25 protein-coding genes are annotated in these 26,985 nt (G+C 33.1%); 11 read left to right on the top strand and 14 right to left on the bottom strand.

Annotation, left to right across the window (positions count from 1 at the left end; all coding sequences use genetic code 11):
• Positions 1-116 precede the first annotated feature (116 nt).
• The 3 genes from fabD to PQF96_RS16545 all read right to left on the bottom strand — a co-directional run bounded on the left by fabD (position 117) and on the right by PQF96_RS16545 (position 2,973).
• Positions 117-998 (bottom strand): ACP S-malonyltransferase, encoded by an 882-nt coding sequence (fabD, locus tag PQF96_RS16555; RefSeq protein ID WP_271767451.1) that lies wholly within the window; start codon positions 996-998, stop codon positions 117-119.
• 95 nt (positions 999-1,093) lie between these two features.
• Positions 1,094-1,945, bottom strand: a complete 852-nt coding sequence (locus PQF96_RS16550; RefSeq protein ID WP_271767450.1) for a fructosamine kinase family protein — start codon at positions 1,943-1,945, stop codon at positions 1,094-1,096.
• A gap of 89 nt (positions 1,946-2,034) precedes the next feature.
• Complete coding sequence (locus tag PQF96_RS16545) at positions 2,035-2,973, bottom strand: dihydrofolate reductase (protein WP_271767448.1); 939 nt, start codon at positions 2,971-2,973, stop codon at positions 2,035-2,037.
• Between the two features lie 167 nt (positions 2,974-3,140).
• Here PQF96_RS16545 and PQF96_RS16540 point away from each other — a divergent pair, with 167 nt between their 5' ends.
• The 4 genes from PQF96_RS16540 to PQF96_RS16525 all read left to right on the top strand — a co-directional run bounded on the left by PQF96_RS16540 (position 3,141) and on the right by PQF96_RS16525 (position 7,146).
• On the top strand, positions 3,141-4,223 hold the full coding sequence (locus PQF96_RS16540; protein WP_271767446.1) for an aminotransferase class V-fold PLP-dependent enzyme: 1,083 nt from the start codon (positions 3,141-3,143) through the stop codon (positions 4,221-4,223).
• A gap of 100 nt (positions 4,224-4,323) precedes the next feature.
• Entirely contained in the window at positions 4,324-4,620 is a 297-nt protein-coding gene (locus PQF96_RS16535) for an isoamylase early set domain-containing protein (protein WP_109435501.1), read from the top strand.
• 661 nt (positions 4,621-5,281) lie between these two features.
• Complete coding sequence (locus PQF96_RS16530) at positions 5,282-5,995, top strand: helix-turn-helix domain-containing protein (protein WP_271767444.1); 714 nt, start codon at positions 5,282-5,284, stop codon at positions 5,993-5,995.
• Between the two features lie 206 nt (positions 5,996-6,201).
• Positions 6,202-7,146 (top strand): NHL repeat-containing protein, encoded by a 945-nt coding sequence (locus tag PQF96_RS16525; RefSeq protein WP_271767442.1) that lies wholly within the window; start codon positions 6,202-6,204, stop codon positions 7,144-7,146.
• A 51-nt stretch (positions 7,147-7,197) separates the two neighbouring features.
• On the opposite strand, the gene PQF96_RS16520 is transcribed toward PQF96_RS16525, so the two are convergent.
• The 9 genes from PQF96_RS16520 to PQF96_RS16480 all read right to left on the bottom strand — a co-directional run bounded on the left by PQF96_RS16520 (position 7,198) and on the right by PQF96_RS16480 (position 15,437).
• The gene (locus tag PQF96_RS16520; protein ID WP_109435504.1) at positions 7,198-7,479 is read right to left on the bottom strand and encodes a DUF427 domain-containing protein; all 282 of its coding nucleotides are present in this window, start codon (positions 7,477-7,479) and stop codon (positions 7,198-7,200) included.
• 34 nt (positions 7,480-7,513) lie between these two features.
• A complete protein-coding gene (gene egtD / locus PQF96_RS16515) occupies positions 7,514-8,488 on the bottom strand; it encodes an L-histidine N(alpha)-methyltransferase (protein ID WP_271767440.1) in 975 nt (324 codons plus the stop codon).
• A gap of 12 nt (positions 8,489-8,500) precedes the next feature.
• Positions 8,501-9,667 (bottom strand): ergothioneine biosynthesis protein EgtB, encoded by a 1,167-nt coding sequence (gene egtB / locus PQF96_RS16510; RefSeq protein WP_271767438.1) that lies wholly within the window; start codon positions 9,665-9,667, stop codon positions 8,501-8,503.
• A 102-nt stretch (positions 9,668-9,769) separates the two neighbouring features.
• Entirely contained in the window at positions 9,770-10,195 is a 426-nt protein-coding gene (locus PQF96_RS16505) for an energy transducer TonB (protein WP_271767436.1), read from the bottom strand.
• Between the two features lie 23 nt (positions 10,196-10,218).
• Positions 10,219-11,043 carry a thymidylate synthase gene (locus PQF96_RS16500; RefSeq protein ID WP_109435508.1) on the bottom strand — a complete coding sequence of 275 codons (825 nt, stop codon included), beginning with the start codon at positions 11,041-11,043 and terminating at the stop codon, positions 10,219-10,221.
• Positions 11,044-11,193: 150 nt separating this feature from the next.
• Complete coding sequence (locus PQF96_RS16495; RefSeq protein WP_271767434.1) at positions 11,194-12,897, bottom strand: NupC/NupG family nucleoside CNT transporter; 1,704 nt, start codon at positions 12,895-12,897, stop codon at positions 11,194-11,196.
• 56 nt (positions 12,898-12,953) lie between these two features.
• Positions 12,954-13,571: a bifunctional nuclease family protein gene (locus PQF96_RS16490; protein WP_109435510.1), complete on the bottom strand. Its 618-nt coding sequence runs from the start codon at positions 13,569-13,571 to the stop codon at positions 12,954-12,956.
• 86 nt (positions 13,572-13,657) lie between these two features.
• Positions 13,658-14,626, bottom strand: a complete 969-nt coding sequence (locus PQF96_RS16485; RefSeq protein ID WP_143917287.1) for an electron transfer flavoprotein subunit alpha/FixB family protein — start codon at positions 14,624-14,626, stop codon at positions 13,658-13,660.
• 64 nt (positions 14,627-14,690) lie between these two features.
• Positions 14,691-15,437, bottom strand: a complete 747-nt coding sequence (locus tag PQF96_RS16480; RefSeq protein ID WP_109435512.1) for an electron transfer flavoprotein subunit beta/FixA family protein — start codon at positions 15,435-15,437, stop codon at positions 14,691-14,693.
• Positions 15,438-15,600: 163 nt separating this feature from the next.
• On the opposite strand from PQF96_RS16480, the gene PQF96_RS16475 reads away from it, so the two are divergent.
• The 3 genes from PQF96_RS16475 to PQF96_RS16465 all read left to right on the top strand — a co-directional run bounded on the left by PQF96_RS16475 (position 15,601) and on the right by PQF96_RS16465 (position 19,921).
• The gene (locus tag PQF96_RS16475) at positions 15,601-16,578 is read left to right on the top strand and encodes a pyruvate dehydrogenase complex E1 component subunit beta (protein WP_109435513.1); all 978 of its coding nucleotides are present in this window, start codon (positions 15,601-15,603) and stop codon (positions 16,576-16,578) included.
• A gap of 117 nt (positions 16,579-16,695) precedes the next feature.
• Complete coding sequence (locus tag PQF96_RS16470) at positions 16,696-19,191, top strand: DUF5686 and carboxypeptidase-like regulatory domain-containing protein (protein ID WP_109435514.1); 2,496 nt, start codon at positions 16,696-16,698, stop codon at positions 19,189-19,191.
• 199 nt (positions 19,192-19,390) lie between these two features.
• Positions 19,391-19,921: an inorganic diphosphatase gene (locus PQF96_RS16465; protein WP_109435515.1), complete on the top strand. Its 531-nt coding sequence runs from the start codon at positions 19,391-19,393 to the stop codon at positions 19,919-19,921.
• A gap of 61 nt (positions 19,922-19,982) precedes the next feature.
• On the opposite strand, the gene PQF96_RS16460 is transcribed toward PQF96_RS16465, so the two are convergent.
• The gene (locus PQF96_RS16460; protein WP_271767432.1) at positions 19,983-20,753 is read right to left on the bottom strand and encodes a hypothetical protein; all 771 of its coding nucleotides are present in this window, start codon (positions 20,751-20,753) and stop codon (positions 19,983-19,985) included.
• 184 nt (positions 20,754-20,937) lie between these two features.
• Between PQF96_RS16460 and PQF96_RS16455 the strand changes: the two genes are divergently transcribed.
• Together PQF96_RS16455 and PQF96_RS16450 are read left to right on the top strand one after the other, a co-directional pair.
• A complete protein-coding gene (locus tag PQF96_RS16455) occupies positions 20,938-23,337 on the top strand; it encodes a sodium-translocating pyrophosphatase (RefSeq protein WP_271767430.1) in 2,400 nt (799 codons plus the stop codon).
• Between the two features lie 78 nt (positions 23,338-23,415).
• Complete coding sequence (locus PQF96_RS16450) at positions 23,416-24,417, top strand: App1 family protein (RefSeq protein ID WP_271767428.1); 1,002 nt, start codon at positions 23,416-23,418, stop codon at positions 24,415-24,417.
• On the opposite strand, the gene PQF96_RS16445 is transcribed toward PQF96_RS16450, so the two are convergent.
• Positions 24,414-25,181 (bottom strand): XRE family transcriptional regulator, encoded by a 768-nt coding sequence (locus PQF96_RS16445; protein WP_271767426.1) that lies wholly within the window; start codon positions 25,179-25,181, stop codon positions 24,414-24,416. The genes PQF96_RS16450 and PQF96_RS16445 overlap by 4 nt on opposite strands.
• A gap of 166 nt (positions 25,182-25,347) precedes the next feature.
• Between PQF96_RS16445 and PQF96_RS16440 the strand changes: the two genes are divergently transcribed.
• Both PQF96_RS16440 and PQF96_RS16435 read left to right on the top strand, forming a co-directional pair.
• Complete coding sequence (locus tag PQF96_RS16440) at positions 25,348-25,731, top strand: endonuclease domain-containing protein (protein ID WP_167571869.1); 384 nt, start codon at positions 25,348-25,350, stop codon at positions 25,729-25,731.
• Positions 25,721-26,983 carry a putative DNA modification/repair radical SAM protein gene (locus PQF96_RS16435; RefSeq protein WP_271767425.1) on the top strand — a complete coding sequence of 421 codons (1,263 nt, stop codon included), beginning with the start codon at positions 25,721-25,723 and terminating at the stop codon, positions 26,981-26,983. Before PQF96_RS16440 ends, PQF96_RS16435 begins: the two co-directional genes overlap by 11 nt.
• Positions 26,984-26,985 lie beyond the last annotated feature (2 nt).

Below are 26,985 nucleotides of genomic sequence, written 5' to 3'. Positions count from 1 at the left end.
ACTATAATATACCATCATTTTACATCATAGAATTTGGGTCAAAAAACCCCTAAAGTTTTTTAATCTTTAGGGGTAAAATATTATGACAATAAACTTATCCTAAGTTGAATATTATTTTAAACTGAAGCTGAAATCGTTTCCATAGAACGATCTATTTTCTTCACTAATCCAGATAATACTTTTCCTGGTCCAACTTCTGTAAAAACTGTTGCTCCTTCTTCAATCATATTTTGCACACTTTGCGTCCATTTTACTGGAGCAGTAAGTTGAGCAATTAAATTCTTTTTAATTTCAGAAGGATCTGTAACCGCTTTTGTAGTTACATTCTGGTACACCGGGCAGTTTGGAGTACTAAAAGTAGTAGCCTCTATTGCTGCGGCCAATTCTTCCCTTGCAGGCTCCATCAAGGGTGAGTGAAATGCTCCACCAACAGGTAATACCAATGCTCTTCGAGCTCCTTTTTCTTTTAATACTTCACAAGCTTTATTGATTGCTTCAACTTCACCCGAAATCACTAATTGTCCTGGACAATTATAATTTGCTGCTACTACTACTCCATCAATTTCGGCACAAGTTTCTTCAACAACCTCATCCTCTAACCCTAATACAGCTGCCATTGTAGATGGTTTTAATTCACATGCTTTTTGCATTGCCATCGCACGTTTGGATACTAATTGTAGTGCATCTTCAAAAGTAAGAGTTCCATTTGCAACTAAGGCAGAAAATTCTCCTAATGAATGTCCAGCAACCATATCTGGTTTAAAACTATCTCCTAATACTTTACTTAAAATAACAGAATGTAAAAAAATAGCTGGTTGAGTAACTTTGGTTTGCTTTAGCTCATCTGCAGAACCTTCGAACATGATTTTAGTAATTTCAAAACCTAAAATATCATTGGCTTTATGAAAAAGTTCTTTGGCAATTTCTGAGTTTTCGTATAGATCAAGACCCATTCCTGAAAATTGGGCACCTTGACCTGGAAATACATATGCATTCATATGAAATTGTGTGTTTAAAATTTTGACAAAAGTAAGGATTAAAAGTCATAAATGGTTAAAGATATAAAGTCTCTAAACAACATAGGTTTTCTATTCTATATATATCGACTTAAAATCTTCTGTATGCTTTTATAATAGGAACTCCCGAATACATTAAGGTGTACTAAAAGGTAATACAATTGCCAGATAGGTAATCTATTGTTCCAATGATCAACAAGCGGAAAAACTTCATTATACGTTTCAAACAGGTTCGCATTAAAACCTCCGAAAAGATGCATCATACCGATATCCATTTCTCTTGGGGCATATGCAATTGCTGGATCGATAAGACAAGGGCTTCCATTTTTATCTATTATATAATTACCACTCCATAAGTCCCCATGAATTAAACTAGGTTGTTCATTAGGAATTTCACTTTCGATAGTTTGATAAAGCTTATCCAAACCTGAAAAAACATAACCCTTCTTGATTGCTAATTTAAATTGAGGTTGTAGACGTTGAGAGATGTAAAATTCTGCCGCAGAATTACATTTTGAATTATATTGAGGTAAGTTTCCTATATAATTATGTTGTTCTAAGCCAAAATACGACATATCACATTGATGTAACGCAGCTAATTTTCTTCCGAATACTTCCCAAAAATTAGTAGTTGGTTGTGCGGTTTCAATATAGGACAGTATCAAAAAACCATTGTCATCATGCCTACCAAAATCAAGAATTTCAGGAACTGTAAACGTATTAGAGTTTTTAAGAATTTTTAATCCATAAGCTTCGGCTTCAAACATCCCTGGAAACTTTGAAGCAGTATTACGTTTAACTACACACTTTTGTGTTTTCGTTATCAATAAGTAGACATCATTAATATCGCCACCAGATAAGGGCTGTATAGATATAATGGTTTCTGAAAGGAGATCTTCTAAATACTTTTTGAATTCTATTGATATCATAACGAACTCTTTAGTCTCCAGTAAAATCTAGAGGTTTTATGATCAACTATACCTGGAATCTACTAAATACGACAAAAAGTTGATATTATTTATCTTTTCTTATACGTTAAGTAGGTAAAAGGATACTTATGTTTCTCATCGATATCATGAAACTCTTCTTTTTCTAGTTTCCATATTTCGGTATCAATTTCTGGAAAAAAAGCATCTGCATCAAAAGATTCATGTACTCGGGTGAGTTCGATACAATCAGAGTGATCCATTCCCATTGTATAAATTTCTCCACCACCAATAATAAAAGGTTGCGCATCTCCTTTAGCAACCTCCAGAGCATCTTCTATGGTGTGAACCACAATTGCACCTTCTGCTTGATATGATGTATTTCGGGTAATCACAATATGCACACGGTTTGGAAGTAATTTTGGAAAAGTCTCAAAGGTTTTACGTCCCATAATAATATTATGCCCAGAAGTGAGGCTCTTAAATCTTTTGAAATCATCTGGCAAATGCCAAACCAAATCATTATCCTTTCCCAAGGCATTATTTTCTCCTGCAGCGGCAATCATTGTAACCATATTCTTAGTTGCTTTTAGTTCTCCCACAATCTCAGATGTCTTTCCCTTAATGAATTCTTCTTTTTTCTTTATGAGTTCTTCTTTAGGATACATTAAATCCACATCTTTTTGGATTAAAGCTATCTCTTCTTTTTGTTTGGTAATCAATCTTTCCATCTGGCGATCAGACCATTCTTGTCCCATAAATGTACTAAACAACCATACATTACAAAAGTGAATAGCTAAAAGAAAAAACCAACATATTATGGCTACAACAGACCATGATACACCAAAAAACGTAATATCTTTTCCATAACCAAATGCCAGGTTTAAAATGGCAAAAAAAACAGATCCTACTGCAAAAACTATAAAATGCTGAAAAAGTCTTTTCTTCTGAATAACACGTTTACGTGCATGTTCATAAAGTTCTCGTTGTTGAGGATCAATTTGTAAAGTTTCTTTCTTTTTTGAAAACATATTAATGCTAACTTAGTATCTGTAAATAAACAACATTAAAACAGATCCCGCTCTATAGCGGGATAAGTTCAACTAATCATTTTGAATGCGTTGCTTACAGCAAATCTTCAAAATAAAGTTTCACTTAGTAAAGATATAGTTTTTAGTAAAATGCCCTAAAGTTACTTATGAAGAATTTAAGAAAAGAATTTCCAATTTTAGCTCAGAATACATATCTCAACACAGCTTCTTCTGGTTTACTATATGACTCACTCCTTGATTTTAGACAAGAACATGATTTAGATTTTCTGATTTCGGGTAGCATATTTAGAGATCCTCAAGCTACTTTTCTATCTAATGTGCGTAAAACCATAGCTACTTTTTTTAAGAATTCTGAAGGTGATACAATATTGACTCCTAATTTTTCACTCGGGTTTAATACGATCTTAAACGGACTTGAAAAGAGTAAAAAAGTACTTTTATTAGATGAAGATTATCCATCAATTAATTTTGCGGTTGCTAATAAAGGGTTTAAAATTTGTTATGCAAAAGTGAATGCAACTCTGGAACAAAACATTGAAAATGCCATAAAAAAACACAAGCCTGATATTTTTGCATTTAGTTTAGTACAATATATTAATGGTATTGCAATTGATCATGAATTTCTTGCTTCCTTAAAAAATAAATACCCTGATATTCTCATTATTGCCGATGCTACACAATTTTGCGGAACAAAGGTCTTTAACTTTGATACCTCGGGAATTGATATTATGGGATGTAGTGGTTACAAATGGCTATTAGGTGGTTATGGTAATGGTTTTATGTTATTCAAAAATAACATCCTCGATAACATCACGCCTTCTGATTATAAAAATGCTGCATCCAATACTGACTACGATTCCTCTTACACCAGTTTACAAGCAAGATTTGAATGTGGTCATCTGGATACATTCAATTTTGGAAGTTTACAATATTCTCTCAATTTTCTCACTAAAATAGGATTGCCAAATATCGAAACACATATTCATGAATTATGTGATTATGCCAAATCAGAACTTACCAACTTACAACTCTTAGAAGAGGACGTTATCAAACGGTCCAAACATAGTTCTATTTTTAACTTAAAAGGCGATCATAGGTTATTTAATCAACTGCAAAAAGATCATATTATCACCTCATTAAGAGGATCTGGTATTCGTATAAGTCTTCACTTTTTTAACACTATTGAAGATCTAGATAAATTATTTAACACACTACATCGTTATCGTTAATAAATAACTGACAATCTGATGCTTCTCTCTTTTTAATTATAAAGTTTTGTATTAATTTAATGCTGATTTTTATTAACCAATATAAATAGTATTTAAAATTATGGCGATTACAAAACAATATTTAAAATCTAAACCTATTTGCAAAGTTACCTTTATTGTTCCTGCAAAAGAAGCAACTAATGTTAGTGTAGCCGGAGAGTTTAACGAGTGGAACGCAGAAGCTACTGTTCTTAAAAAACTAAAGAATGGGAATTTTAAAGGAACGATTGATCTTCCAAAAGATAATAATTTTGAATTCAAATATCTTGTTGATGGCGAATGGACCAATGAAGAGGAAGCTGATGGGTATTTGTGGAATGACTTTGCAGCAGCTGATAATAGTTTATTGATTTTATAAAAAAAATGGAGATGTTGGGGGTATTTTATACCCTCAGCACCTTGCTCAAAACAAATATATCATTGATATATTTTGATAAACCTTATGCTTTTTTTAGTAGCTCATAGGGTTATTACTGTTTACTTTCCTTACACCCATAAAACAACACCTCCTTATCATTTTCACAAGCACTACCCTACCATAATAAAGGTATTGACCATACACCTAGGCTAATACAATGGATATTACTTTTTTTAAGAATCTAAATTAATAGTCTTAGTTTTAAGTCATGAATTTTTTGGAAACCATTTTTCTGTTTTTTGCTTTTCAGGCTTTTGTATTTTCAATTTTGTTTTTCCTCAAAAAGAAAGGTGATAGAATTGCTAATATATTGCTGGGTACCTACATATTGTTATTTAGTTATAACATTATATACAATGTATTATATTGGACCAACCTCCTCAACTCACTCCAATATATACATCTAACGTACACCAATAGAATACTATGGGTTTTATATGGTCCAATTTTGTTTCTTTATATAAGAAGGGTGATTTACAAAAATAAATTTAGACCTATTGACATCCTTCACTTTATACCTCTATTCTATGCTTTGATAAATTATTCTCCTTTTTATTTTCTTACTGTAAATGAAAAAATCGAAACACTTATAAACGGTAAAATGGGAGATTACATATATTTCTACACCCCATATTCTATTACAATTATTGTGGCATTAATGCTCTTTTATTGCGGACTACTATTTTTTTCGTTTAGACCTGTTATTAAAAGTTTTAATAATTCCAGGTGGTTAAATTGGTTAAGCTATTCTTTTTGCGGTTATGTACTCTCTTTTTCTTCTTATTTTGTTTTGGTTTATTTTAATTTACTAAACCCTGGATCTGATTATTTTATCGGTTTTTCTATGATCTTTTTTACTGGATTACTTTCATATTTTGGTTTTCTACAACCTCAAGTTTTTGATGGTTTATCAATGGACAAAGTGCTTCCATTTAAAAAGTATCAAAAGACAGGGCTTTCTAAAAAATATTCTTTAGAATTAAAAACCATACTGATCGATTTTATGAAAGAAGACAAACCTTACTTAGACAACCAAATAAGAATAAGTCATTTGGCCAAAAAACTTAATATCTCAAAACATCATATGTCGCAAGTTATTAATGAACATTTTGATCTTAGTTTTTTTGATTTCATCAATACATATAGAGTGGATCAAGCTAAACATATGCTAACCAAAGACAATAACCTAAATATGACTGAAATACTATATTCATGTGGTTTTAACAATAGAGTATCATTTTACAAAGCTTTCAAAAAGTTCACCAAAATGACACCATCAGAATACAAATTACTCAAATCAAAAGAGTCCTTATAAATGGCTTCAAAAAATAATCTTTAACCTCTTTTATTATATAAGACCTAATTAATACATCTATTTATTTTATGACCTTGTAAACTAATTATGTAAACCCTTAGCGGGAAGTATAAAACGCTTCTAAAAAGTAACACATCATCTTCAAGTTTTATATTCATTTGTTTGTAACAATACAAATCATTTATTGAAAATTTAAAAAAACAAACATGATGAAAACAGTAACTACATTAGTATTGATCGTATCAATCTCGCTTTACTCATGCGGAGTTGACGATTTCATTCCTTCTGATGATGATTCTATACCGCCCATCGAGTATACCTTATCCACCCTTACCACATTGCCTATAGGAACAGGAGGGCTAGACGTTGATTCCTATGGAAATATCTACGCTGGAAATTTTGGAGTAGGGCTAGCTAACATTAATGGTTCTGATATCTATAAAATAAATCCTTATACTGGAAATTCAGAAGTTTTTGCCAGTTTAGAACCTTCTGGTCTTACAGGCAATCATTTTGATACTGAGGGTAATCTGTACCAGTCAAATTTTGGATCAAGTAAAGTATTTAAAATAGATCCCCATGGAAATTCTGAGCTTTTTACTGAAGCAGTAGCTTTGCCCACCGGGATAACTATAGATGACAGAGGAAATATTTATATTTTAAGTTGTCAAAATGGTACAATTACTAAATTTACACCAAATGGAGACTCTAATGTATTAGCAAGCAGTAGTGATTTTGCTTGCGCAAACGGAATTACCTGGGTAAAAGACACTGGTAATCTATATGTCGTAAATTTCAGTGATGGTAATGTATTACAGATTACACCTACTGGTGATGTTTCTATACTTGCAGCAATTCCAAATTCTACCGGAAATGCGCACATCACTTCATTTCAGGGGGGACTGTATCTTACAGCTGCTTCTTTAGGTCAAATTTACAAAGTAAGTTTGGATGGTGAATCAGTAGAAGTAATTGCTGGAGATGGTAGTGCTGTTAATACTGATGGAAATGCCAAAACTTCTGGATTAAGAACACCAAATGATTTAGCATTTAGCCCTAACGGTAAGCACATATATATTAATTGTGTAGCTAACTCTGGAAACAGCAACGAATTATCTCCTACCGTAATACGAGTTCTAAAAAGAAAATAACTTAGAATAGCATCTCTGCTATAGCATATTAAAAAATGTTGGGGTTGTATACTATTCTACAACCTCAACACCTTTCCAAAAAGCAACATATCCTTTGATCTGTTTTGCTAAATCGCTAGTTTCTGGATAATACCATGCTGCATCCTGATTTTCTTTTCCATCTACCTCAACCGTATAATACGAAGCCATTCCTTTCCAAGGGCAATTTGTATGAGTTGCACTTGATTTAAAAAATTCTTTTTTTATTGCCTCAGGCGGAAAATAGTGGTTATTTTCTATTACTTTGGTGTCATTACTTTCTGCTATTATCTGGCCATTCCATATTGCTTTCATATACTATATTTTAAAATTCTTTTTATATTTTCTACTATTTAGTCTTTGTAATCAAATAGTCTTTATAATCATTGTTTTGATCTGAAAAAGTTTGAACAATGCTTAAACCTGATTCTTCTACTAACCACTTTACGGTATCATCATCATACTTTTGAGAAATCTCTGTATGAATACTTTCCCAAGCTTCAAAATGGACCTGTAAAGACAAATTATTTATATCTACGGTCTGTTTTTCTTTACTTACCAAATAACTTTTGGCGGTACCACTTTCGGGATCATAAGTTTCCCAGTGCATGAATTTATCTAAATCAAAATTACCATCCAGTTCTTTATTAATCCTGGCTAAAACATTTTTATTAAAAGCTGCTGTTACACCAGTTTTGTCGTTATAAGCATCCAAAACTTTCTGCGGGTGTTTCTTTTGATCAAATCCCATAAAAAGAAGGTCTCCAGAATGCATTGCATTGTATAATTTTTTAAGGAATTGAATTGCTCTAGAATGCAATAAATTACCGATATTAGATCCCAAAACCATAATAACCTTTTTGCGATCACTCATATGTTTAAGACGGTCTAAAATCTCAAAATATTCTCCTATTTGCCCCTGCACAACAATTTTAGGCATTTCTTCTTTAAGATTTTTAACTAATCCATCAACAGCGTTTTCGCTAATATCTATAGGTTTATAATTAAAATCATACTTCTGATGAAGCAACTCTTTTAATAACACTTTGGTTTTCTTTCCATCTCCTGCTCCCAATTCGATAAGATCAAAGCCTTGTTTGGTTGCATCAAAACTTTGAAGAATATCTGATGTATGTGTTTCAAAAATTTCATATTCTGCACGTGTAAGATAATATTCTGGCAGAGCCATTATTTGTTGAAAAAGCTCATCTCCTACCTCGTCATAAAAAAATTTTGAGGATAGATATTTTGGAAAAGCAGTTAAGCCTTCACACACTTCTTTTTCAAAAGTGGAAACTAAAACTTTTTGATCTTTGGAATTCATTGAAAATATAGATTATAAATCTTTCACCAACCGCAATCCAGTAAATTGCCATCTTAAGTGAGGGTGAAAAAAATTGCGATATGTTGGTCTTGTATGATTTTGTGGAGTGGCAACAGAACCACCTCGAAGTACTTTCTGATTGACCATAAATTTTCCGTTGTATTCTCCAAGAGCTCCTGGAGCTTTTTTGTAATTAGGATATGGTAAATATGCACTTTCTGTCCATTCCCATCGTGCTCCCCATTTAAAAAAGGATTGAGCAGCTTCCCATTCGAATTCTGTAGGCAAACGTTCTCCTCTCCATTGAGCAAAAGCAAATGCCTCATAATATGAAATATGAGTTATTGGAGAATCCATCCTCAATTCTTTTAATCCTCTAAGATTATATTGATGATATTTACCATCTATTTCATGCCAATATAATGGAGCTTTCACTTTTTCGGTATGTATCCAATCCCAGGCTTCGGCATGCCAAAACAAGCTGTTCTTATAACCCCCATCATTAATAAAGTCCAGATATTCTTTATTTGTAACAAGAGTATTGGCAATTGCATATTTATTAAGGAATACCTTATGTACACCTAATTCATTATCATAACAGAATTCATTTCCAGTATATCCAATTTCATAAATCCCTTCTTCGATACTTATATATTCTGAAATTTGCTCTGATACAGGATTTTCTGTAAATGTATCATTGTATTTTGGAAGCAATGGGTTATTACCCAATATAAATTTTATATCAGTAAGTAGTAGTTCCTGGTGTTGCTTTTCATGATGAATTCCAATTTCCAAAAGTTTATAAATTTCTGGATCGTCATTCTCTTCTAAAAAAGCTTGTAAATGTGTGGTAACATAATCTCTATACTCATAAACTTCACTTACCGTGGGTCTAGAAAGATTACCTCTATTAGTCCGTACCACTCGTTTTCCAATGCTTTCATAATAACTATTAAAAACGTAAGCATATTCTGGATGAAAACGCCTGTAGCCTTCAACATATTTAGATAAAATAAATTCTTCAAAAAACCATGTTGTATGCCCCATATGCCATTTTGGTGGGGAAACATCTACTATGGGTTGAATTACATAATCTTCTATCTGAAGAGGTGCACATATTTCTTCAGTATCAGAACGTGTTTTTAAAAAGGTAGTGAGTAAATTATCTGTAACGATCATAAAAAAAGAGTGTATCCGACTTACGAATACACTCAAATTTACTGATTTTTATTTTTTCTGATCCTTTAACAAGGTTAATCCAATGTTAAAATTAACATATAATTACTGTGGTTTTCTAAAAGTAATTGGCACAGTATACGCTATAGCTATAGGTTTATTACCCCATTTACCGGGTTGCATTTTAGGAATTGCTCTTATAATTCTAATAGCTTCTCTTTGTAAATATCGATGAGCACCTGTAACCTCAAGTACTTCTACCTTACCTTTATTGTTTATGATAAATTCTACAGTAACTGTTCCACTAAGACCATCATTTAGAGCTGCATCAGGATACTCAAAATTCTGAATGATATGATTTCTTAATTTCTGATCAAAGCAATTTGCAGGTCCCAATCTTGATCTATCGCACTTTGGCCAAATTGGCGTAATTCCCTTTTCATTTGCATTCTCCTGTGATAAAATTATCGCATCCTGAGAGAAGGAGAATGTTGAAAACAAAATTGTTAATATTAGTAATAGTCTCTTCATTGTAGTTCATTTAAAATTTGGGCTTAAACTGCGACCGCTCCCTTAATATGTGGGTGAGGATCATAGTCTACTAACTTGAAATCATCAAAAACGAAGCCAAAAATATTTTTCACCTCTGGATTGATTATCATTTTAGGCAATTTTCGAGGTTCCCTTGATAGCTGTAATTCTAATTGCTCTTTATGGTTATTGTATATGTGTGCATCTCCAAAAGTATGAATAAACTCACCTGCTTCATAACCACAAACCTGCGCCATCATCATAGTAAATAAGGCATAAGATGCAATATTAAAAGGAACTCCTAAAAAAATATCTGCACTACGTTGATACAACTGACAAGATAATTTGCCATCTGCAACGTAAAACTGAAAAAAGGCATGGCATGGAGGCAAGGCCGCCTTACCATTCGCTACATTCTCTGAAAAAGATTTTGATGTGTCAGGTAAGACACTTGGATTCCAAGCAGACACTAACATACGTCGACTATTAGGATTCTCTCTAAGGGTATCTACTATTTCCTGAATCTGATCAATCTCATTACCATCCCAATTTCTCCATTGATGGCCATATACCGGACCTAAATCCCCTTTATCATCTGCCCACTCATTCCATATACGAACACCATTTTCTTGTAGATAACTAACATTTGTATCTCCTTTTAAAAACCATAATAGTTCGTGAACTATAGATTTGAGATGGAGTTTTTTTGTGGTAACCATAGGAAAGCCTTCGCTAAGATCAAAACGCATTTGATATCCAAAAACACTTTTTGTCCCCGTCCCTGTTCTATCTCCTTTTTCATTCCCATTTTCTAATACATGATGTACCAGGTCAAGATATTGTTTCATTTTTTACTCCTTCGATATTTGTTAAAATTATTCTAATGTAAGTCAAATATACAAAAAATAGGTATTGAGATATTGTTTACAATATAGATTATGAAATAGTTATTAAACAAGTTCATAAATTATATTTTCAATAAAAAAAATGAGTGTATTTTACCCTATTATCATTCCAGCAATAGTAGCTGACAATAAAGAGGCTATAGTACCTCCAAGTAATGCTTTCATACCAAATTCGGACAAGGTTTTTCGTTGTCCTGGAGCAAGAGAGCCAATCCCTCCAATCTGAATTCCTATTGAGGCGAAATTTGCAAAACCACACAACATATATGTTGCCATAATAACCGATTTATTATAGGTTAAATGTGTTGCATTTGTTACATCTTTTAAATCTGCTAATTGTATATATCCAACAAACTCACTAGCTGCTAGTTTTATTCCTAAGAGTTGACCCATCAAGGCTATGTCCTCTTTAGCGACTCCAATCAGCCACATTAATGGTGAGAAAAGATAGCCTAAAATCAGTTCAAGAGATAAGCTTGGATAAGCTGTGTTTGATGCTATCCAAGTGTTTATAGAAGTGATATCTCCAACCCAGCCCAATATACCATTCAGCATAGCAATAAAAGCTACAAACACTAATAACATAGCACCAACATTTACAGCTAGCTTTAAGCCTTCAGTTGTTCCATTTGCTATAGCGTCTAAAATATTAGATCCTATTTTTTCTGAAGAAACATGTACATCTATATTAATTTCTTCCGTTTGCGGAAATAGTATTTTAGAAATAACAATTGCTCCGGGAGCTGCCATTACTGATGCTGCTAATAGGTGTTTTGCAAATTGTAATCGTAAAACCGGATCATCTCCTCCTAAAAACCCAATATATGCCGCCAGTACAGCTCCAGCAACAGTTGCCATGCCACCGATCATAACCAATAACATTTCGGATTTATTCATTTTTTCTAAATACGCTTTAATCAACAGAGGCGCTTCTGTTTGGCCTAAAAAGATGTTACCAGCGACACTTAAACTTTCTGCTCCAGATATCTTGAGTGCTTTGGTCAACAACCAAGCCAAACCTTTTACTACTTTTTGAATAATACCTAAATAGAATAATAAAGAAGTTAAAGCTGAAAAGAATATAATAGTTGGTAATACTTGAAAAGCGAATATAAAACCAAAAGTATCCATATCTACAACCAAACCTTCAAACAGAAATTTGCTTCCTGCTCTAGTAAAGTCTAAAACACTAACAAATAGGCTTCCAACCCATTCAAATATCGTTTGAACAAACGGTACTTTTAAAACTCCAATAGCAATTATTAATTGAAATCCAACACCTAATCCAACTGTTTTCCAATTAATAGCTTTTCGGTTACTGCTAAATAAAAATGCAATTATCAGAAGTACTATCATTCCCAAAACACCTCTCCATAAACTACTAAAAGAGAAACCCTGGTTAGATATCAGTTGATTTACCTCCACTACAGGCGCTACTTCAGTTATTTCTTTTTGAGTAGTAAGAGTATATGTAATTCCTTTTTTTATAACTACTAATGTAGAATCTGTTAAAGTAGTTACTTTATAACGAATTAGAGAATCCTGAGCAGTCTCTGGAAAAAGCAAAAGGATATTATTTTGTTGAATATAATCCCCCTGGAGTATTTCTGAAGCTTCATTAAAAGAATATGAAAATTGTCCTTTTTCTAATTGAAGATAATCATCTTTCCCAACATTAGAAACCTCTTCTGAAGCTCCATCAATTTTTTCTAAAACCCATCTTTTCTCTATTGATTGTGCAGATAATACAGTAAAAATAAATAGTGAAAACAGAAAAGTAAGTACTCCTTTCTTCATAAATATTGAAATCATTTAAAAAAACATATTAGATTTTTTTATATCGACATATAAAACTATCCTCTTTTAGAAATCTCATCTCGAATTCTTGCCGCTAATTCATAATCTTCATTATTAACAGCTTGGTCGAGCATTCGGTTAAGTTCTTCCAGAGACAAATCTTTATAGCTAGTTTCTTTGCCTACCATTTCAATATCATCAGATACAAGTTCGTCTACTAATAAGCTTTCAGGATCATTTTCATCATCCTTCTTCGGGTTTACTTTAAGATATATCCCCGCTTGATCCAAGATATTCTTATACGTAAATATGGGTGCTTGAAATCGCAATGCTAAAGCAATTGCATCACTTGTTCTTGCATCTATAATTTCTTCTATCTTATCACGCTCACAGATAATACTAGAGTAGAAAACACCATCTACCAACTTGTGAATAATCACTTGTTTTACAACAATGTCAAATCGATCTGCAAAGTTTTTAAAAAGATCATGGGTAAGTGGTCTAGGCGGCTTAATTTCCTTTTCTAAAGCAATAGCTATAGACTGTGCTTCAAAAGCTCCTATAACAATTGGTAACTTCCTTTCTCCATCCACCTCGCTTAAAATTAGTGCGTATGCACCATTTTGGGTTTGACTGTATGATATTCCTTTTATGTTCAGACGAACTAAACTCATATTGCTCTCAATAAAAAAAGGCTGTTTGAACATATGGACTTTTACCTCAGTTCAAACAGCCCTGAATTGGGCACAATTTATGAAAATTATGCGTTATTCGCTTTAAATTCTTTTAATTTTTCAATAAGTTTTGGCACTACTTCAAAAGCATCTCCCACTATTCCATAGTCTGCCGCTTTGAAGAAAGGGGCTTCAGGATCATTATTAATTACCACTTTTACTTTACTAGCATTGATCCCTGCCAAATGTTGAATAGCACCAGAAACTCCAATTGCTATATATAAGTTTGAAGCGACTGGTTTTCCTGTTTGGCCAACATGTTCTCCATGTGGTCTCCATCCCATATCACTTACTGGTTTAGAACAAGCAGTAGCTGCGCCAAGTACACCTGCAAGTTCTTCTATCATCCCCCAATTCTCTGGCCCTTTTAATCCACGACCTCCAGACACAACAATTTCTGCATCTGCAATAGAAACTTTATCAGTAGCTTTATCAACTGCTGTTATTTCTACTGTAAAGTCATTATCAGAAAGTGTTGGTTCAAATGCTTCTGCAGCTGCTGCTCCAGAATTTTCTTTAAGTCCAAAAGCATTATTAGATAATCCTATTACCTTAACATCAGTAGTCATTTCGGTGATATTAAAGGCTTTATTTGTAAATGCCGTACGTTTAACCTTAAAAGGAGAAGTACTTTCTGGTAATGCAACTACATTTGATGCATATCCTGCATCAAGATGCACAGCTAATAACGGTGCTAAAAACTTACTATCCGCAGTAGAACTTACCACAATTACTTTTGTTTCTTCTTTTTCTGCTGCTTGCTTAATTGCATCTGCATATGCTTTTGCATTAAAAGCAGTAAGTTTATCATTTTTAATTTCTAACACCTTATCTACTCCATAGGCACCTAGTTCATTACTATCACCACCATTAACACTCACTGCTGTTACCGTTGTACCAAGCATATTAGCAACTTCTTTTGCATAAGAAGCCACTTCAAAAGCGGTTTTTTTAAATTTTCCGCCTTCACTTTCTGTATATACTAAAACTGACATATTTCTTATTTTTTGCTACTGATCTGATCTCAGTATTTATTTTAAATTTTGTTTTTAAGCCGGATTAGATCACTTTAGCTTCATTGTGTAATAAAGAAACTAATTGATCAATATTTTCAGGATCTACCAATGTTACATCTCCTTTGGGAGCTGGTTTTTGAAACTGGACAGCCTTTGTTTCCTGACCTGCCTCGATAGGTTCGACTACTGTAAGTGGTTTTTTACGAGCCATCATGATTCCACGCATATTAGGAATACGCAAATCACTTTCCTCAACTAATCCTTTTTGCCCTCCGACAACCAAAGGTAATTTGGCAGTAGAAGTTTCTTTCCCTCCATCAATCTCACGAATCGCAGTTGCAGTATCTCCTTCTATTTCTAATCCAATACATGTATTTACAAAATTGGCATCTGTTATCGCAGCTACCATACCAGGCACCATTCCTCCATTATAATCTATAGACTCTCTTCCTGCGATCACAAGGTCATATCCTCCATCTTGTACAACTTTTGCCAATTGTTTAGCCACATAAAAACCATCTGTAGCTTCTGCATTAACGCGAATTGCATTGTCTGCACCAATAGCCAACGCTTTACGTAAAGTAGGTTCTGTTTCTGGACCACCAACATTTACGACATCTACAGACGCACCTTGCTTTTCTTTAAACCACATTGCTCTTGTTAATCCAAATTCATCATTAGGGTTGATTACAAATTGTACCCCATTAGTATCGAATTTAGTATCACCATCCGTAAAATTAATTTTGGAAGTTGTGTCCGGCACATGGCTAATACAAACTAATATCTTCATTTTATATAGGTATTTTTTGAGAATTTAATAATAAAAGCGAAGGTACAAATAAAAAGTCAAATTTACTATGCGTGCATAATAAATTTTTCAATTTTACACCCCTACTAAAGGGTTTTAATTGCTACTTTTGCCTTTCGTGTAGCACAAAATAATTATAAAGTCAATGAAAACGATACAGTTCAGAGAAGCAATTTGCGAAGCAATGAGTGAAGAAATGCGACGAGATGAATCCATATATTTAATGGGTGAAGAAGTTGCAGAATATAACGGAGCATACAAAGCCAGTAAAGGAATGTTGGATGAATTTGGTCCTGATCGTGTTTTGGACACTCCTATATCTGAATTAGGGTTTTCTGGAATTGGTGTAGGAAGTGCAATGAACGGTAATAGGCCTATTATCGAATTTATGACTTTCAACTTTTCATTAGTAGGTATTGACCAAATCATTAACAATGCAGCAAAAATGCGTCAAATGACAGGTGGTCAATTTAATATCCCAATAGTATTTAGAGGTCCAACAGCTTCTGCCGGTCAATTGGGAGCTACGCATTCTCAAGCTTTTGAAAACTGGTTTGCCAATACACCTGGTCTTAAAGTAGTCGTTCCTTCTAATCCTAAAGACGCCAAAGGTTTACTAAAATCTGCAATTCGAGATAACGATCCTGTTATTTTTATGGAAAGCGAACAAATGTATGGGGATAAAGGAGAAGTTCCTGAAGGAGAATATACAATCCCTCTTGGAGTAGCAGAAATTAAAAGAGAAGGTAGTGATGTCACCATCGTTTCCTTTGGAAAAATTATTAAAGAAGCTTACAAAGCTGCAGATGAACTGGCAAAAGAAAATATTTCTTGTGAAGTTATCGACTTAAGAACTGTTAGGCCTTTGGATCTTGAAGCTATATTTACTTCTGTAAAAAAAACCAATCGTTTAGTTGTTTTAGAAGAAGCATGGCCTCTTGCTAATATTTCTTCTGAAATTACTTATCAGGTTCAAGCAAATATTTTTGATTATCTAGATGCACCAATTGTAAAAATTAATACCGCAGATACACCAACACCTTATTCTCCTGTATTATTAGAAGAATGGTTACCAAATAGTAAAGATGTTGTTAAAGCTGTCAAAAAAGTGATGTATAAATAAAATGAACTCCTTTATTTTGCGTTTCTTCAATTTCAGGAACATCACCAAATGTAAAAAATGGCCTAAAAATTGAGGTGATCCACTAATTATCACAAGTATTAATCTTAACATCTTTAGATGAGACATTTGATTTTAGGAGTATTTCTCACTTTTTTTTGCTCAACTTTCATTCATTCACAAACTAAAATAGGCGGACAGGTATTCGATAGTAATAAACAACCTGTACCCTTTGCCAATATCGTATTTGTAAACTCTACAATTGGTACGATTACAGATGAGAATGGTAGATTTTATATGGAATCTGAAAATAACTATTCTAGTATAAAGGTTTCATTTATTGGTTTTAAAACCAAAACTATCAAGCTCACCAAAGCAGTTACATACAAAATGGAAATCCTTCTTGAAGAGGAAGCTGCAACATTAGACGAGGTTGTTATTTACAAAGGAAAAACTTCTAAAAAAAATAATCCTGCAATAGATATTCTAAAGAAAATCTGGGATAACCGAAGAGAAAATGGTGTAAAAAAGTTTAAGCAATACACTTATGATAAATACGAGAAACTAGAATTTGATTTAAATACCATAGATAGCTCTCTGATTAATAGCAGAATTTTTAATGGTATGGAATTCATTTTTGATGATGTAGATACTTCTCGAATAACAGGGAAGACTTATTTACCTATTTTCCTGAATGAAGCCAGTTCAAAAGTGTATGGAGATAATATCCTTAATGAATCTAAAGAAGTTCTAACAGGAAATAAAAATGCAGGTTTTAGTGATAACCAAACATTAATTGCTTTTGTTAAAGATTTGTATTCAGACTACGACATTTATGATAATTATCTAAAATTCTTTGATAAAAGTTTTACTAGTCCTTTATCTAGAACTGGTGTTGGTGTATATAATTATGTCCTTTCAGATAGCGCTTATATTGGTAACAAATGGTGTTATAACATCATATATTACCCTAGAAGGAAAAATGAACTAACCTTTAAAGGAGATTTCTGGGTAAATGATACTACATGGGCTATTAAAGAAATAAATCTGGAAATCACAAAAAGTGCAAATATTAACTGGGTAAAGGACCTTTATATTGAACAGGAGTTTGATGTATTAAACGATTCAATTTTTTTAATCACCAAAGACTATTTCCAATCCGATTTTGCTTTTAGTAAAAAAGAAAAATCTCGTGGAGTCTATGGTAAAAGGACGACCCTATATGACAAGTATAAATTTGACATAAAAAAGGATAGAAAATTTTACCAAACCCAGGTAGATCCCTATGATCAGGATATTTATAATCGCGAAGATTCTTTCTGGGAAAATGCCAGAATGGAAGAATTGAACAAGGATGAACAAAAAGTATATAAATTATTAGACACGCTTAGAACTGTAAAAGCTTTTAAACGTCTTTATAATATAGGAACCATATTAGCTACGGGATATGTAGAATTTAATGGTTTTGATTTTGGTCCTCTATTTTCCACTATTGGATATAATGATATTGAAGGATTTAGATTAAGAGCAGGTGGTAGAACTTATTTTACATCTAATGACAGATGGCGTATAGAAGGATATGGAGCATATGGATTTAAGGACCAAAAATTTAAATACGGTATCTCTGGTAAATACCTTATTGATCGAAAGTCCAGACTTATTGTTTCTGGAGGAAATCGAAGGGATGTAGAACAGTTAGGAGCAAGTTTAACAAACACAAATGATGTAGAGGGTAGAAGTCTTGCTTCATCATCTATTATAGCAACTGGTGATAATGACAGGTTAACTTCTATCAATTTATCAGCGCTCTCGTTGGCTATTGAACCCAGAAAGAATCTTATTTTTGGAGTCACTGGTTCATATCGAAATTTAAAACCTGCAGATCGATCGTTATTTAGTCTCGATTTTGTAGATCCAGAAACTAATGAACTTCAATCTGAAATACAACAGACCGAAATAGCAACGTCACTCGCGTATTTCCCGGGTCGAAAGACTACAGGGTATGGTGTAGATAGAGTAACCGTAAATGAAGGTGATTTTGCTACTTTATTCCTTAATTACAGCGCAGGTTTACAAGGTATTATCGATAGTGATTTTGAATATCAAAAAATTCAATTCTTATATCAACAACCTTGGAACATAGGTGGTTTTGGACGATTAAATAGTACTTTAGAAGTAGGTAAAACATTTGGAGATGTGCCTCTTGGGTTATTAAGTGTTATCCCTGGAAATCAAACTTACTTATCTATTTACAATACATTTCCTTTACTTAATTTTTATGAATTTGTAACCGATACTTATGCTACGTTACACTTAGAACATAATTTCAACGGAAGAATATTTTCAAGAATTCCATTCTTAAGAAAGTTAAATCTTAGAGAGTTAGTTGGAGTACGTGCAGCATGGGGCCAGTTATCAAATGACAATATTTTATTAAGTGCTCCATCCAATGAAATCTTAATCGCTCCAGAAGACGAGGCTTATTGGGAGTATAGTTTGGGTGTTGGAAATATTTTTAAAATTTTTAGAATAGACTTTCATTTTAGAGGAAACTATTTTGATAATCCTGACGCACGTAAATTTGGAGTTACAGGGTCTTTTGGTTTTTACTTCTAAAACAAAGGGAATCAAATTATAATATAGAAATAATAAACTATTGTTTTTACTTAGCAAAGTATAGGTTCTTTTTTCTGAAAACGTTATAGTTTATCTCTACGTTAAGATTTCATAAGAAATATAATAATTTTTCCTTATAAATTTTAACTAACCCCTTGTAATACCTATCTTTGCCGCCCAATAAAAAGAGAATAAACTTATGAGCGCAGCTAACAGCGAAAGCTTTGATGTACTTATCGAGATTCCTAAAGGAAGTCGAAATAAATACGAATATGATTTTGATATAAAAAAAATACGATATGATCGTATGATTTTTTCATCTATGATGTATCCAGCAGATTATGGATTTATTCCAGAAACTCTGGCATTAGATGGAGATCCACTGGATGTTTTGGTACTTGTTACAGAACCAACATTCCCTGGTTGTGTAATGGAAGTAAAACCTATTGGTGTTTTCCACATGACCGACGAAAAAGGACCTGATGAAAAAATTATATGTGTCCCAATTGCTGATCCAATAGCAAGTAGACTTGCTGATCTTAAGGAAATGAACCCTCACCTCATCAAAGAGATTGAGCATTTTTTCCAAGTGTACAAAGATCTGGAAAGAAAAAAAGTTGATGTTGGTGGATGGGGTAATATTGACGAAGCTAAAGAAATTATCAAAGCATGTGTTAAACGCTTTGACGAAATTGAAAATAGACCAGAAGGATTATTTAGCATTTCTTAAGTAAGCTATATACAATCTTTAAAATAAAAGACGTGATATTTCAGATGAAATATCACGTCTTTTATTTTACATCATACTCATCTGGAAACTCCCGTTCATATAATTTCATTTGAGATCTACTCATATGCTCTGTAATATTATAATTTCTTTTATATTTATATTGGATAAGTATTGGATAATTTATCTTGTAGTTTACATTGATCAGATTTCCATCATCATATTCAAAAACATTAAAAGCCCAATAACTATGGGCATTAGTACGTTCTAGATTCATCGTTACAATCTCATAATTTCCATCGTTATCAACATCTCTTTCTACTCGGTTTTCATCAATCATCATATCATAAAAAGACACTTTTTTAAACAAACCATCTTCCCTTTGAAATAAATACATCACCTTAACCAGCATACCCATTATACCATTTCCTGTACCTTGATGCACCAATTTCACATCTTTAAGACCATCTCCATTGATATCTGAAACAATCACAAGTGTCCCATTCATCGTTAATGGCGAAAAAGAACCCGGTCGTTTTATGTTCTGAATTTGACTTTTATTTCTAAAAACCCTAATCTCTCCCATAGCTGTCGTCTTCTCTAACCAAGTTAATTGAATAGTGAGTTTATCTTCATTACTAAAGAAATGATCTATAGATAAAGTACAATCATACCTTCCTTTTGTGTCTATTCTATCATAAATTTTCCAATCTCTATGCATTGTATAGTTCGGTGACGAATAACTCTCAAATGGATACTGAGCTTCAACAAAGCTTACTGAAAAAAAAGTGAAAAATAGTATTAGAAACAAAGTTCTTTGAATAGGTATACGCATATTAAACATATTTTAAAAATGTTGATAAAATTAAAATATCTTTACCATAGAAAAACTCCCTGAAAACCGTAGTTTTATCAATATTTCCAGCGTTCGATTATCATTTTCTCTACTATTTAACTATACTTTTGTATTTAGGGTATTTTTACTACATTTAGCGACTAATTAAACTAAAAAGACATTTATGCAATCAAATATGATTTATGTGCCAATTGTTTTGGCACTATTAGGGCTAATTTATATGCTTATTAAGAAATCTTGGGTAATGAAACAAGATGCCGGTGATGGCAAGATGAAAGAAATTTCGGATCATATTTATGAAGGTGCCTTGGCTTTCTTAAATGCAGAATATAAACTTCTTGCAATATTTGTCGTAATAGTCAGTATATTATTATTTATTGTTTCTATCGTAGTTGATACAACACACTGGTTAATTGTAATCGCTTTTGTTTTTGGAGCTGTATTTTCTGCTTTTGCAGGAAATATAGGAATGAAAATTGCTACCAAAACAAATGTTAGAACTACCCAGGCAGCTCGTACTAGTTTACCAAATGCACTTAAAATATCTTTTGGAGGAGGTACGGTAATGGGACTGGGAGTTGCAGGATTAGCCGTATTAGGTTTAACCGCATTCTTTATTATATTTTATCATGTCTTTATGGGAGGTGAATGGGTTTCTACAGATAAAATGACCATAGTTTTAGAAACATTGGCCGGGTTTTCTCTAGGTGCAGAATCCATTGCTTTATTTGCTCGTGTAGGTGGAGGTATTTATACAAAAGCTGCAGATGTTGGAGCTGACCTTGTTGGTAAAGTAGAAGCAGGTATCCCAGAAGATGATCCTCGTAACCCTGCTACTATTGCAGATAATGTAGGAGATAATGTAGGTGATGTTGCTGGTATGGGGGCTGATTTATTTGGATCTTATGTAGCAACTGTTCTTGCAGCAATGGTATTAGGAAATTATGTAATTAAGGATATGGGAGGCTCTATTACAGATGCTTTTGGAGGTATTGGACCGATTCTATTACCTATGGCAATTGCAGGTGTTGGTATCGTTATCTCAGTAATAGGTACAATGCTTGTTAAAATAAAAAGTAATGATGCCAAAGAAGCTCAAGTAATGGGAGCGCTGAATGTGGGGAACTGGACATCAATTATCTTAGTTGCAGCAGCTTGTTTTGCACTGTGTACCTGGATGCTACCCGAAACAATGAAAATGGAATTCTTTGGAGAAGGACTTGTAGAGATTTCTTCGATGAGAGTTTTTTATGCAACTTTAGTTGGTTTGATCGTAGGAGCAGTAATTTCATCAGTAACCGAATATTATACAGGATTAGGGAAGTCACCTATCCTTAAAATTGTACAACAATCAAGTACAGGTGCTGGAACCAATATTATTGCTGGTTTAGCAACAGGTATGATTTCTACATTCCCTTCTGTATTATTGTTTGCAGGAGCCATTTGGGCATCTTATGCTTTTGCAGGATTTTATGGAGTTGCATTGGCAGCATCTGCAATGATGGCTACTACAGCAATGCAATTAGCCATTGATGCTTTTGGACCTATCTCAGACAATGCTGGTGGTATTGCAGAAATGAGCGAACAAGAACCTATAGTAAGAGAACGTACAGATATATTAGATTCTGTTGGTAATACAACAGCAGCGACAGGAAAAGGATTTGCAATTGCCTCTGCGGCATTGACATCCTTGGCCTTATTTGCTGCTTATGTTACCTTTACAGGAATTGATGGTATTAATATTTTTAAAGCACCGGTTTTAGCCATGTTATTTGTTGGAGGTATGGTACCTGTAGTATTTTCTGCCTTAGCTATGAATGCAGTAGGAAAAGCAGCTATGGAAATGGTACAGGAAGTCCGTCGCCAATTTAAGGACATCCCCGGAATTATGGAAGGTACAGGAAAACCAGAATATGATAAATGTGTTGCTATTTCTACTAAAGCCTCTCTTAAAGAAATGATGTTACCCGGTTTATTAACCATCGGATTTCCTTTGGTAATAGCTTTTGTTCCTTTATTATTTGGAATGAACACCTTAGCAATTGCTGAAATGCTAGGTGGATATATGGCAGGAGTTACCGTAAGTGGTGTATTATGGGCCATCTTCCAAAATAATGCAGGTGGTGCATGGGATAATGCTAAAAAATCGTTTGAAGCTGGTGTTGAGATTAATGGAGAAATGACATATAAAGGTTCTGATGCTCATAAAGCAGCCGTTACCGGAGATACTGTTGGAGATCCATTTAAAGATACATCTGGTCCATCAATGAACATTTTAATCAAATTGACATGTCTTATTGGTCTCGTAATTGCACCTATTTTAGGAGGTCATACTTCAGAAACTGCTGTTGCTGAAGATCAAATTGAAGTACTACAATCTAAGGACAATACTTCTGAAAAGAAAATGGAAGTAACTATGAAAGTGGAAAATAATTTGGCAATAGCTACAGTAACTATAAATACTTCAGAAAACGGAAAAATAAAACGTGAAGTAAGAGAATTACAAGGATCTGAATCAGAAATAAAAGCCGAAATCGCAGCAATAAGAGCTTCTTTGAAGTAAAAACATAAAAATTAATGTCTAAACAACCTCGCTCTTTGGGCGAGGTTGTTTATTTTTATTTAAAATCTATATTTTTTCATGTTCAAGAAAAAAGCTTTACGAATTAATACGTATCTGGGGTATGGCACAAGCACTCTTTTTCGTGCCACCGGAAGAGCCCTTGAAGATGAAAATGTTGATTTTAGTACAAATCAGAGCGTCTTCAAAACATTACGTAATATTTATAGACAATTTGAAAGTGACGAAATCAGAAATATTCCAATAGAAATAAAATTACCCAACGGTAAAATCATAGAAACCCAAACAGATCAAGAAGGATATTATCATCTTGAACTTGACATCGATACTCTTTTTGAACATAAAAACAATAGAGGTTGGATACCCTATACTGCTTCATATAAAAAAGAAAATAAATATAAAACCATAAGTAGTAATAACGAGTTTAAAAGCGAAATGCTTATTCCATCAGATCAGGCTGATTTTGGAATCATAAGTGATATTGATGATACTATTCTACATACAGGAGTGGCATCTTTATTTAAGTGGAGAGTAATCGCCAATACTGTTTTTAAAAATTTTGATAAAAGAACAGCAATAGAAGGTACTGTAAAGTTTTATAAAAAACTACATCTAGGTATAAAAGGATCATCTAATAATCCTTTTTTTTATGTTAGTAATAGCCCTTGGAACTTATACGATTACCTGAGTGCATTTTTTAAGAAAAATCATTTTCCTAAAGGTCCGATTTTACTTAGAGATTTTAGAACTCCTTTTGATAAAACACCAAAACCTAAAATACCTCATAAACAATCCGAGATTCTAAATCTTTTAAAGATGTATCCACATTTAAACTTTATTCTTATTGGAGACAGTGGAGAAAAAGATGCAGATATCTATACAAAGATCGCAGAAGAGTATCCAAGACGAATTCTTGCTATATATTTAAGAAATGTAAAGCATCGTCGCAAAGAAAAGCGCATCAAAAAAATTATACACACTTTTAACGTATGTCCTATTTTACTAATTCATACATCAGAAGAAGCAATAGCGCATGCTAAAACATCAGGTTTTATTCATTAATTCTTCAAGCCTCTCACCTCAGAAGTTAATGCTACCATAGCTTCCTGTAGTTTCTTAATACTTGCTGTATCAGAATTCGCATCAATGTTAAAACTTAGTTTACTATTAATTTCCCAAAGTTCTGTAATTTGATGGGTTTGAATGGTATAAGGAAGATATTCTGAATTTAAAGAAACCAATGTTATTACAGAGACATCTTCATTTTTTCTAATCTTTTTCACTACCACACTATCCTCTAGAACAACTACACAAATAGTATTATTACTTACCTCAGACAAGTTATTCACGGCTTTTCCTATTACCCACTCTTTAGGCTCAAATAAAGGTAACATACTATCTCCTTCAACCTGAAATCCACGATACGTGGCATTTCTATATTCTGGTAATGGAATATCAAAAGCAGGCAATTGTTGATACCAATCCAAATCCTGAACATTATGAGGATATCCTGCAGCTGCTTTTACATTGACTAAAACTATGTTCTCATTATTCTCAGAATCTATGGTTACCACTTTTGGAGAAACATCCCCAAGATGTAATTGTATCTTTTTTTGGGTACTTTCACCAAATAACCATAACGGATTAATATTAAATTTATCAAGTAATCTGGCCACTACTCTTCCCGAAATTTTAGTCTTCCCTCTTTCTATATCAGCTGTAGAATTTTTAATCTGTAAAACTTTGGCAAAATCAGATTGGGTATAATGGTTCTCTTCGCGAATTTGTTTAAATCGCTTAATGGTTTGGTCAGTTGAATTATCCATGAAATCGAAATTTTAATATTATTATCTTACAAAACAGCACCTGTACTTGGGATAATCATAACAAAGATAATAGATTTTGGAATATTTCCAATTTTAACATAATTTTATTTTAATATTTATGGAATTTTTCCATAAATTTGGAAAAATTACAACTAAATCCATCATTATGTCTTCACAAAGCATCCCGCTGTACCAAAAAGTATCTGAGAAAATTATCCGTCACTCCTTGGATAACTCCATTACTGCAGTAGATCAACTTCAACAGAAACTTGCTGAAAAAGGATTCCGTTTCCTTCGAAATCAAAATCTTAACAATTACACTTTTGATTTCTATTGTCCTATTTTAAAAATTGCTATAGAAATTGATAGCTATGCGCATGAATTTTCAGATATCCATAATCTTGATGCTCCAAAAAAACTATACATCTCTTCACTAGGCATAACCGTACTTAGGTTCACAGATTATCAGATTCTAACGGATATTGAAGAAATTTCAAGAACTGTAAAAAGTTTAATAAGTACTTCAAACGAACGTATCTATGTCGTTTGAAAGAATACGAGAAAAGCTATCCATTTTGGCAGATGCCGCTAAGTACGATGTATCTTGTGCCAGCAGTGGTGGTAAACGCTCAAACTCCAATAAAGGCTTAGGAAATAATACCGGAATGGGTATTTGTCATAGTTATACAGAGGATGGTCGTTGCGTTTCTTTACTAAAAATTTTACTAACCAATCATTGTATCTACGATTGTGCATATTGTGTTACCAGAAAAAGTAACGATATCCAGCGCGCTGCATTTAAGATACAAGAAGTAGTGGATTTAACCATTAACTTCTACAGAAGAAATTATATAGAAGGGCTATTTCTGAGCTCTGGAATATTTAAAAATTCTGATTTCACTATGGAACGGCTAATTGCCGTTGCCAAAAAGCTTCGGTTAGAAGAAAATTTTAATGGGTATATTCATCTAAAATCGATTCCTGGAGCAAGTGATGAATTAATGCGTGAAGTAGGGTTATATGCCGATCGATTAAGTGTAAATATTGAAATCCCAACAGTATCTGGATTGAAATTATTAGCTCCAGACAAAAAACATGAAGACTTTATCAAACCCATGCAAAAAGTCAAAAATGAGATCATTCAATATAATTCAGAACGTAAAATTATAAAAAGTACTCCTAGATATGCCCCAGCTGGTCAAAGTACCCAAATGATTATTGGTGCTACCGGAGAAAGTGATCGTGACATCATGTATTCTGCAACCTATTATTACAAGCAATTTAATATGCGTAGAGTGTATTATTCTGGTTATATACCGGTACTGCCAGATAATAGACTACCATCTTTGGGAACTGAAGTTCCCATTTTAAGAGAAAATCGCTTATACCAAACCGATTGGCTTTTAAGGTTTTATGGATTTTCTATCCATGAGATTTTAAATGATTCTCATAAAAACCTGGATTTGGATATTGATCCAAAATTAAGTTGGGCATTACGCAATCTTGATCTATTTCCTATTGACATAAATACAGCTGAAAAACAAATGCTTGCCAGAGTTCCTGGCATCGGAATGCAATCGGTTTCTAAAATACTACAAGCAAGAAAATTTAGAAAACTAGATTGGACTCACCTTAAAGCCATCGGTATTGCATTAAATAGAGCACAATATTTTGTTACTTGTAACTCCAAAGAATTCTATAGAAAAGAGTTTTCTCCTCTCACATTAAAAAATAAAATTCTTAAAACCTCGAAAAGTAAATACAATACTTATTTTAATAATCAACTAAGTCTGTTCTCATAAAT

Source organism: Aquimarina algiphila, from assembly GCF_947494415.1.
GTDB classification, from domain to species: Bacteria; Bacteroidota; Bacteroidia; order Flavobacteriales; family Flavobacteriaceae; genus Aquimarina; species Aquimarina algiphila.
This window is presented reverse-complemented; position numbering and strand designations above follow the sequence as displayed.

Coding starts and splice junctions, on each gene's coding strand:
- egtB (WP_271767438.1), bottom strand. CDS start 9,667: ATGATCGTTACAGATAATTTACTCACTACCTTTTTAAAAACACGTTCT.
- PQF96_RS16450 (WP_271767428.1), top strand. CDS start 23,416: ATGTTCAAGAAAAAAGCTTTACGAATTAATACGTATCTGGGGTATGGC.
- PQF96_RS16470 (WP_109435514.1), top strand. CDS start 16,696: ATGAGACATTTGATTTTAGGAGTATTTCTCACTTTTTTTTGCTCAACT.
- PQF96_RS16475 (WP_109435513.1), top strand. CDS start 15,601: ATGAAAACGATACAGTTCAGAGAAGCAATTTGCGAAGCAATGAGTGAA.
- PQF96_RS16460 (WP_271767432.1), bottom strand. CDS start 20,753: ATGCGTATACCTATTCAAAGAACTTTGTTTCTAATACTATTTTTCACT.
- PQF96_RS16505 (WP_271767436.1), bottom strand. CDS start 10,195: ATGAAGAGACTATTACTAATATTAACAATTTTGTTTTCAACATTCTCC.
- fabD (WP_271767451.1), bottom strand. CDS start 998: ATGAATGCATATGTATTTCCAGGTCAAGGTGCCCAATTTTCAGGAATG.
- PQF96_RS16435 (WP_271767425.1), top strand. CDS start 25,721: ATGTCGTTTGAAAGAATACGAGAAAAGCTATCCATTTTGGCAGATGCC.
- PQF96_RS16455 (WP_271767430.1), top strand. CDS start 20,938: ATGCAATCAAATATGATTTATGTGCCAATTGTTTTGGCACTATTAGGG.
- PQF96_RS16525 (WP_271767442.1), top strand. CDS start 6,202: ATGATGAAAACAGTAACTACATTAGTATTGATCGTATCAATCTCGCTT.
- PQF96_RS16485 (WP_143917287.1), bottom strand. CDS start 14,626: ATGTCAGTTTTAGTATATACAGAAAGTGAAGGCGGAAAATTTAAAAAA.
- PQF96_RS16535 (WP_109435501.1), top strand. CDS start 4,324: ATGGCGATTACAAAACAATATTTAAAATCTAAACCTATTTGCAAAGTT.
- PQF96_RS16480 (WP_109435512.1), bottom strand. CDS start 15,437: ATGAAGATATTAGTTTGTATTAGCCATGTGCCGGACACAACTTCCAAA.
- PQF96_RS16490 (WP_109435510.1), bottom strand. CDS start 13,571: ATGAGTTTAGTTCGTCTGAACATAAAAGGAATATCATACAGTCAAACC.
- PQF96_RS16540 (WP_271767446.1), top strand. CDS start 3,141: ATGAAGAATTTAAGAAAAGAATTTCCAATTTTAGCTCAGAATACATAT.
- PQF96_RS16465 (WP_109435515.1), top strand. CDS start 19,391: ATGAGCGCAGCTAACAGCGAAAGCTTTGATGTACTTATCGAGATTCCT.
- PQF96_RS16500 (WP_109435508.1), bottom strand. CDS start 11,043: ATGAAACAATATCTTGACCTGGTACATCATGTATTAGAAAATGGGAAT.
- PQF96_RS16445 (WP_271767426.1), bottom strand. CDS start 25,181: ATGGATAATTCAACTGACCAAACCATTAAGCGATTTAAACAAATTCGC.
- PQF96_RS16530 (WP_271767444.1), top strand. CDS start 5,282: ATGGGAGATTACATATATTTCTACACCCCATATTCTATTACAATTATT.
- PQF96_RS16520 (WP_109435504.1), bottom strand. CDS start 7,479: ATGAAAGCAATATGGAATGGCCAGATAATAGCAGAAAGTAATGACACC.
- PQF96_RS16550 (WP_271767450.1), bottom strand. CDS start 1,945: ATGATATCAATAGAATTCAAAAAGTATTTAGAAGATCTCCTTTCAGAA.
- PQF96_RS16545 (WP_271767448.1), bottom strand. CDS start 2,973: ATGTTTTCAAAAAAGAAAGAAACTTTACAAATTGATCCTCAACAACGA.
- PQF96_RS16495 (WP_271767434.1), bottom strand. CDS start 12,897: ATGAAGAAAGGAGTACTTACTTTTCTGTTTTCACTATTTATTTTTACT.
- PQF96_RS16440 (WP_167571869.1), top strand. CDS start 25,348: ATGTCTTCACAAAGCATCCCGCTGTACCAAAAAGTATCTGAGAAAATT.
- egtD (WP_271767440.1), bottom strand. CDS start 8,488: ATGAATTCCAAAGATCAAAAAGTTTTAGTTTCCACTTTTGAAAAAGAA.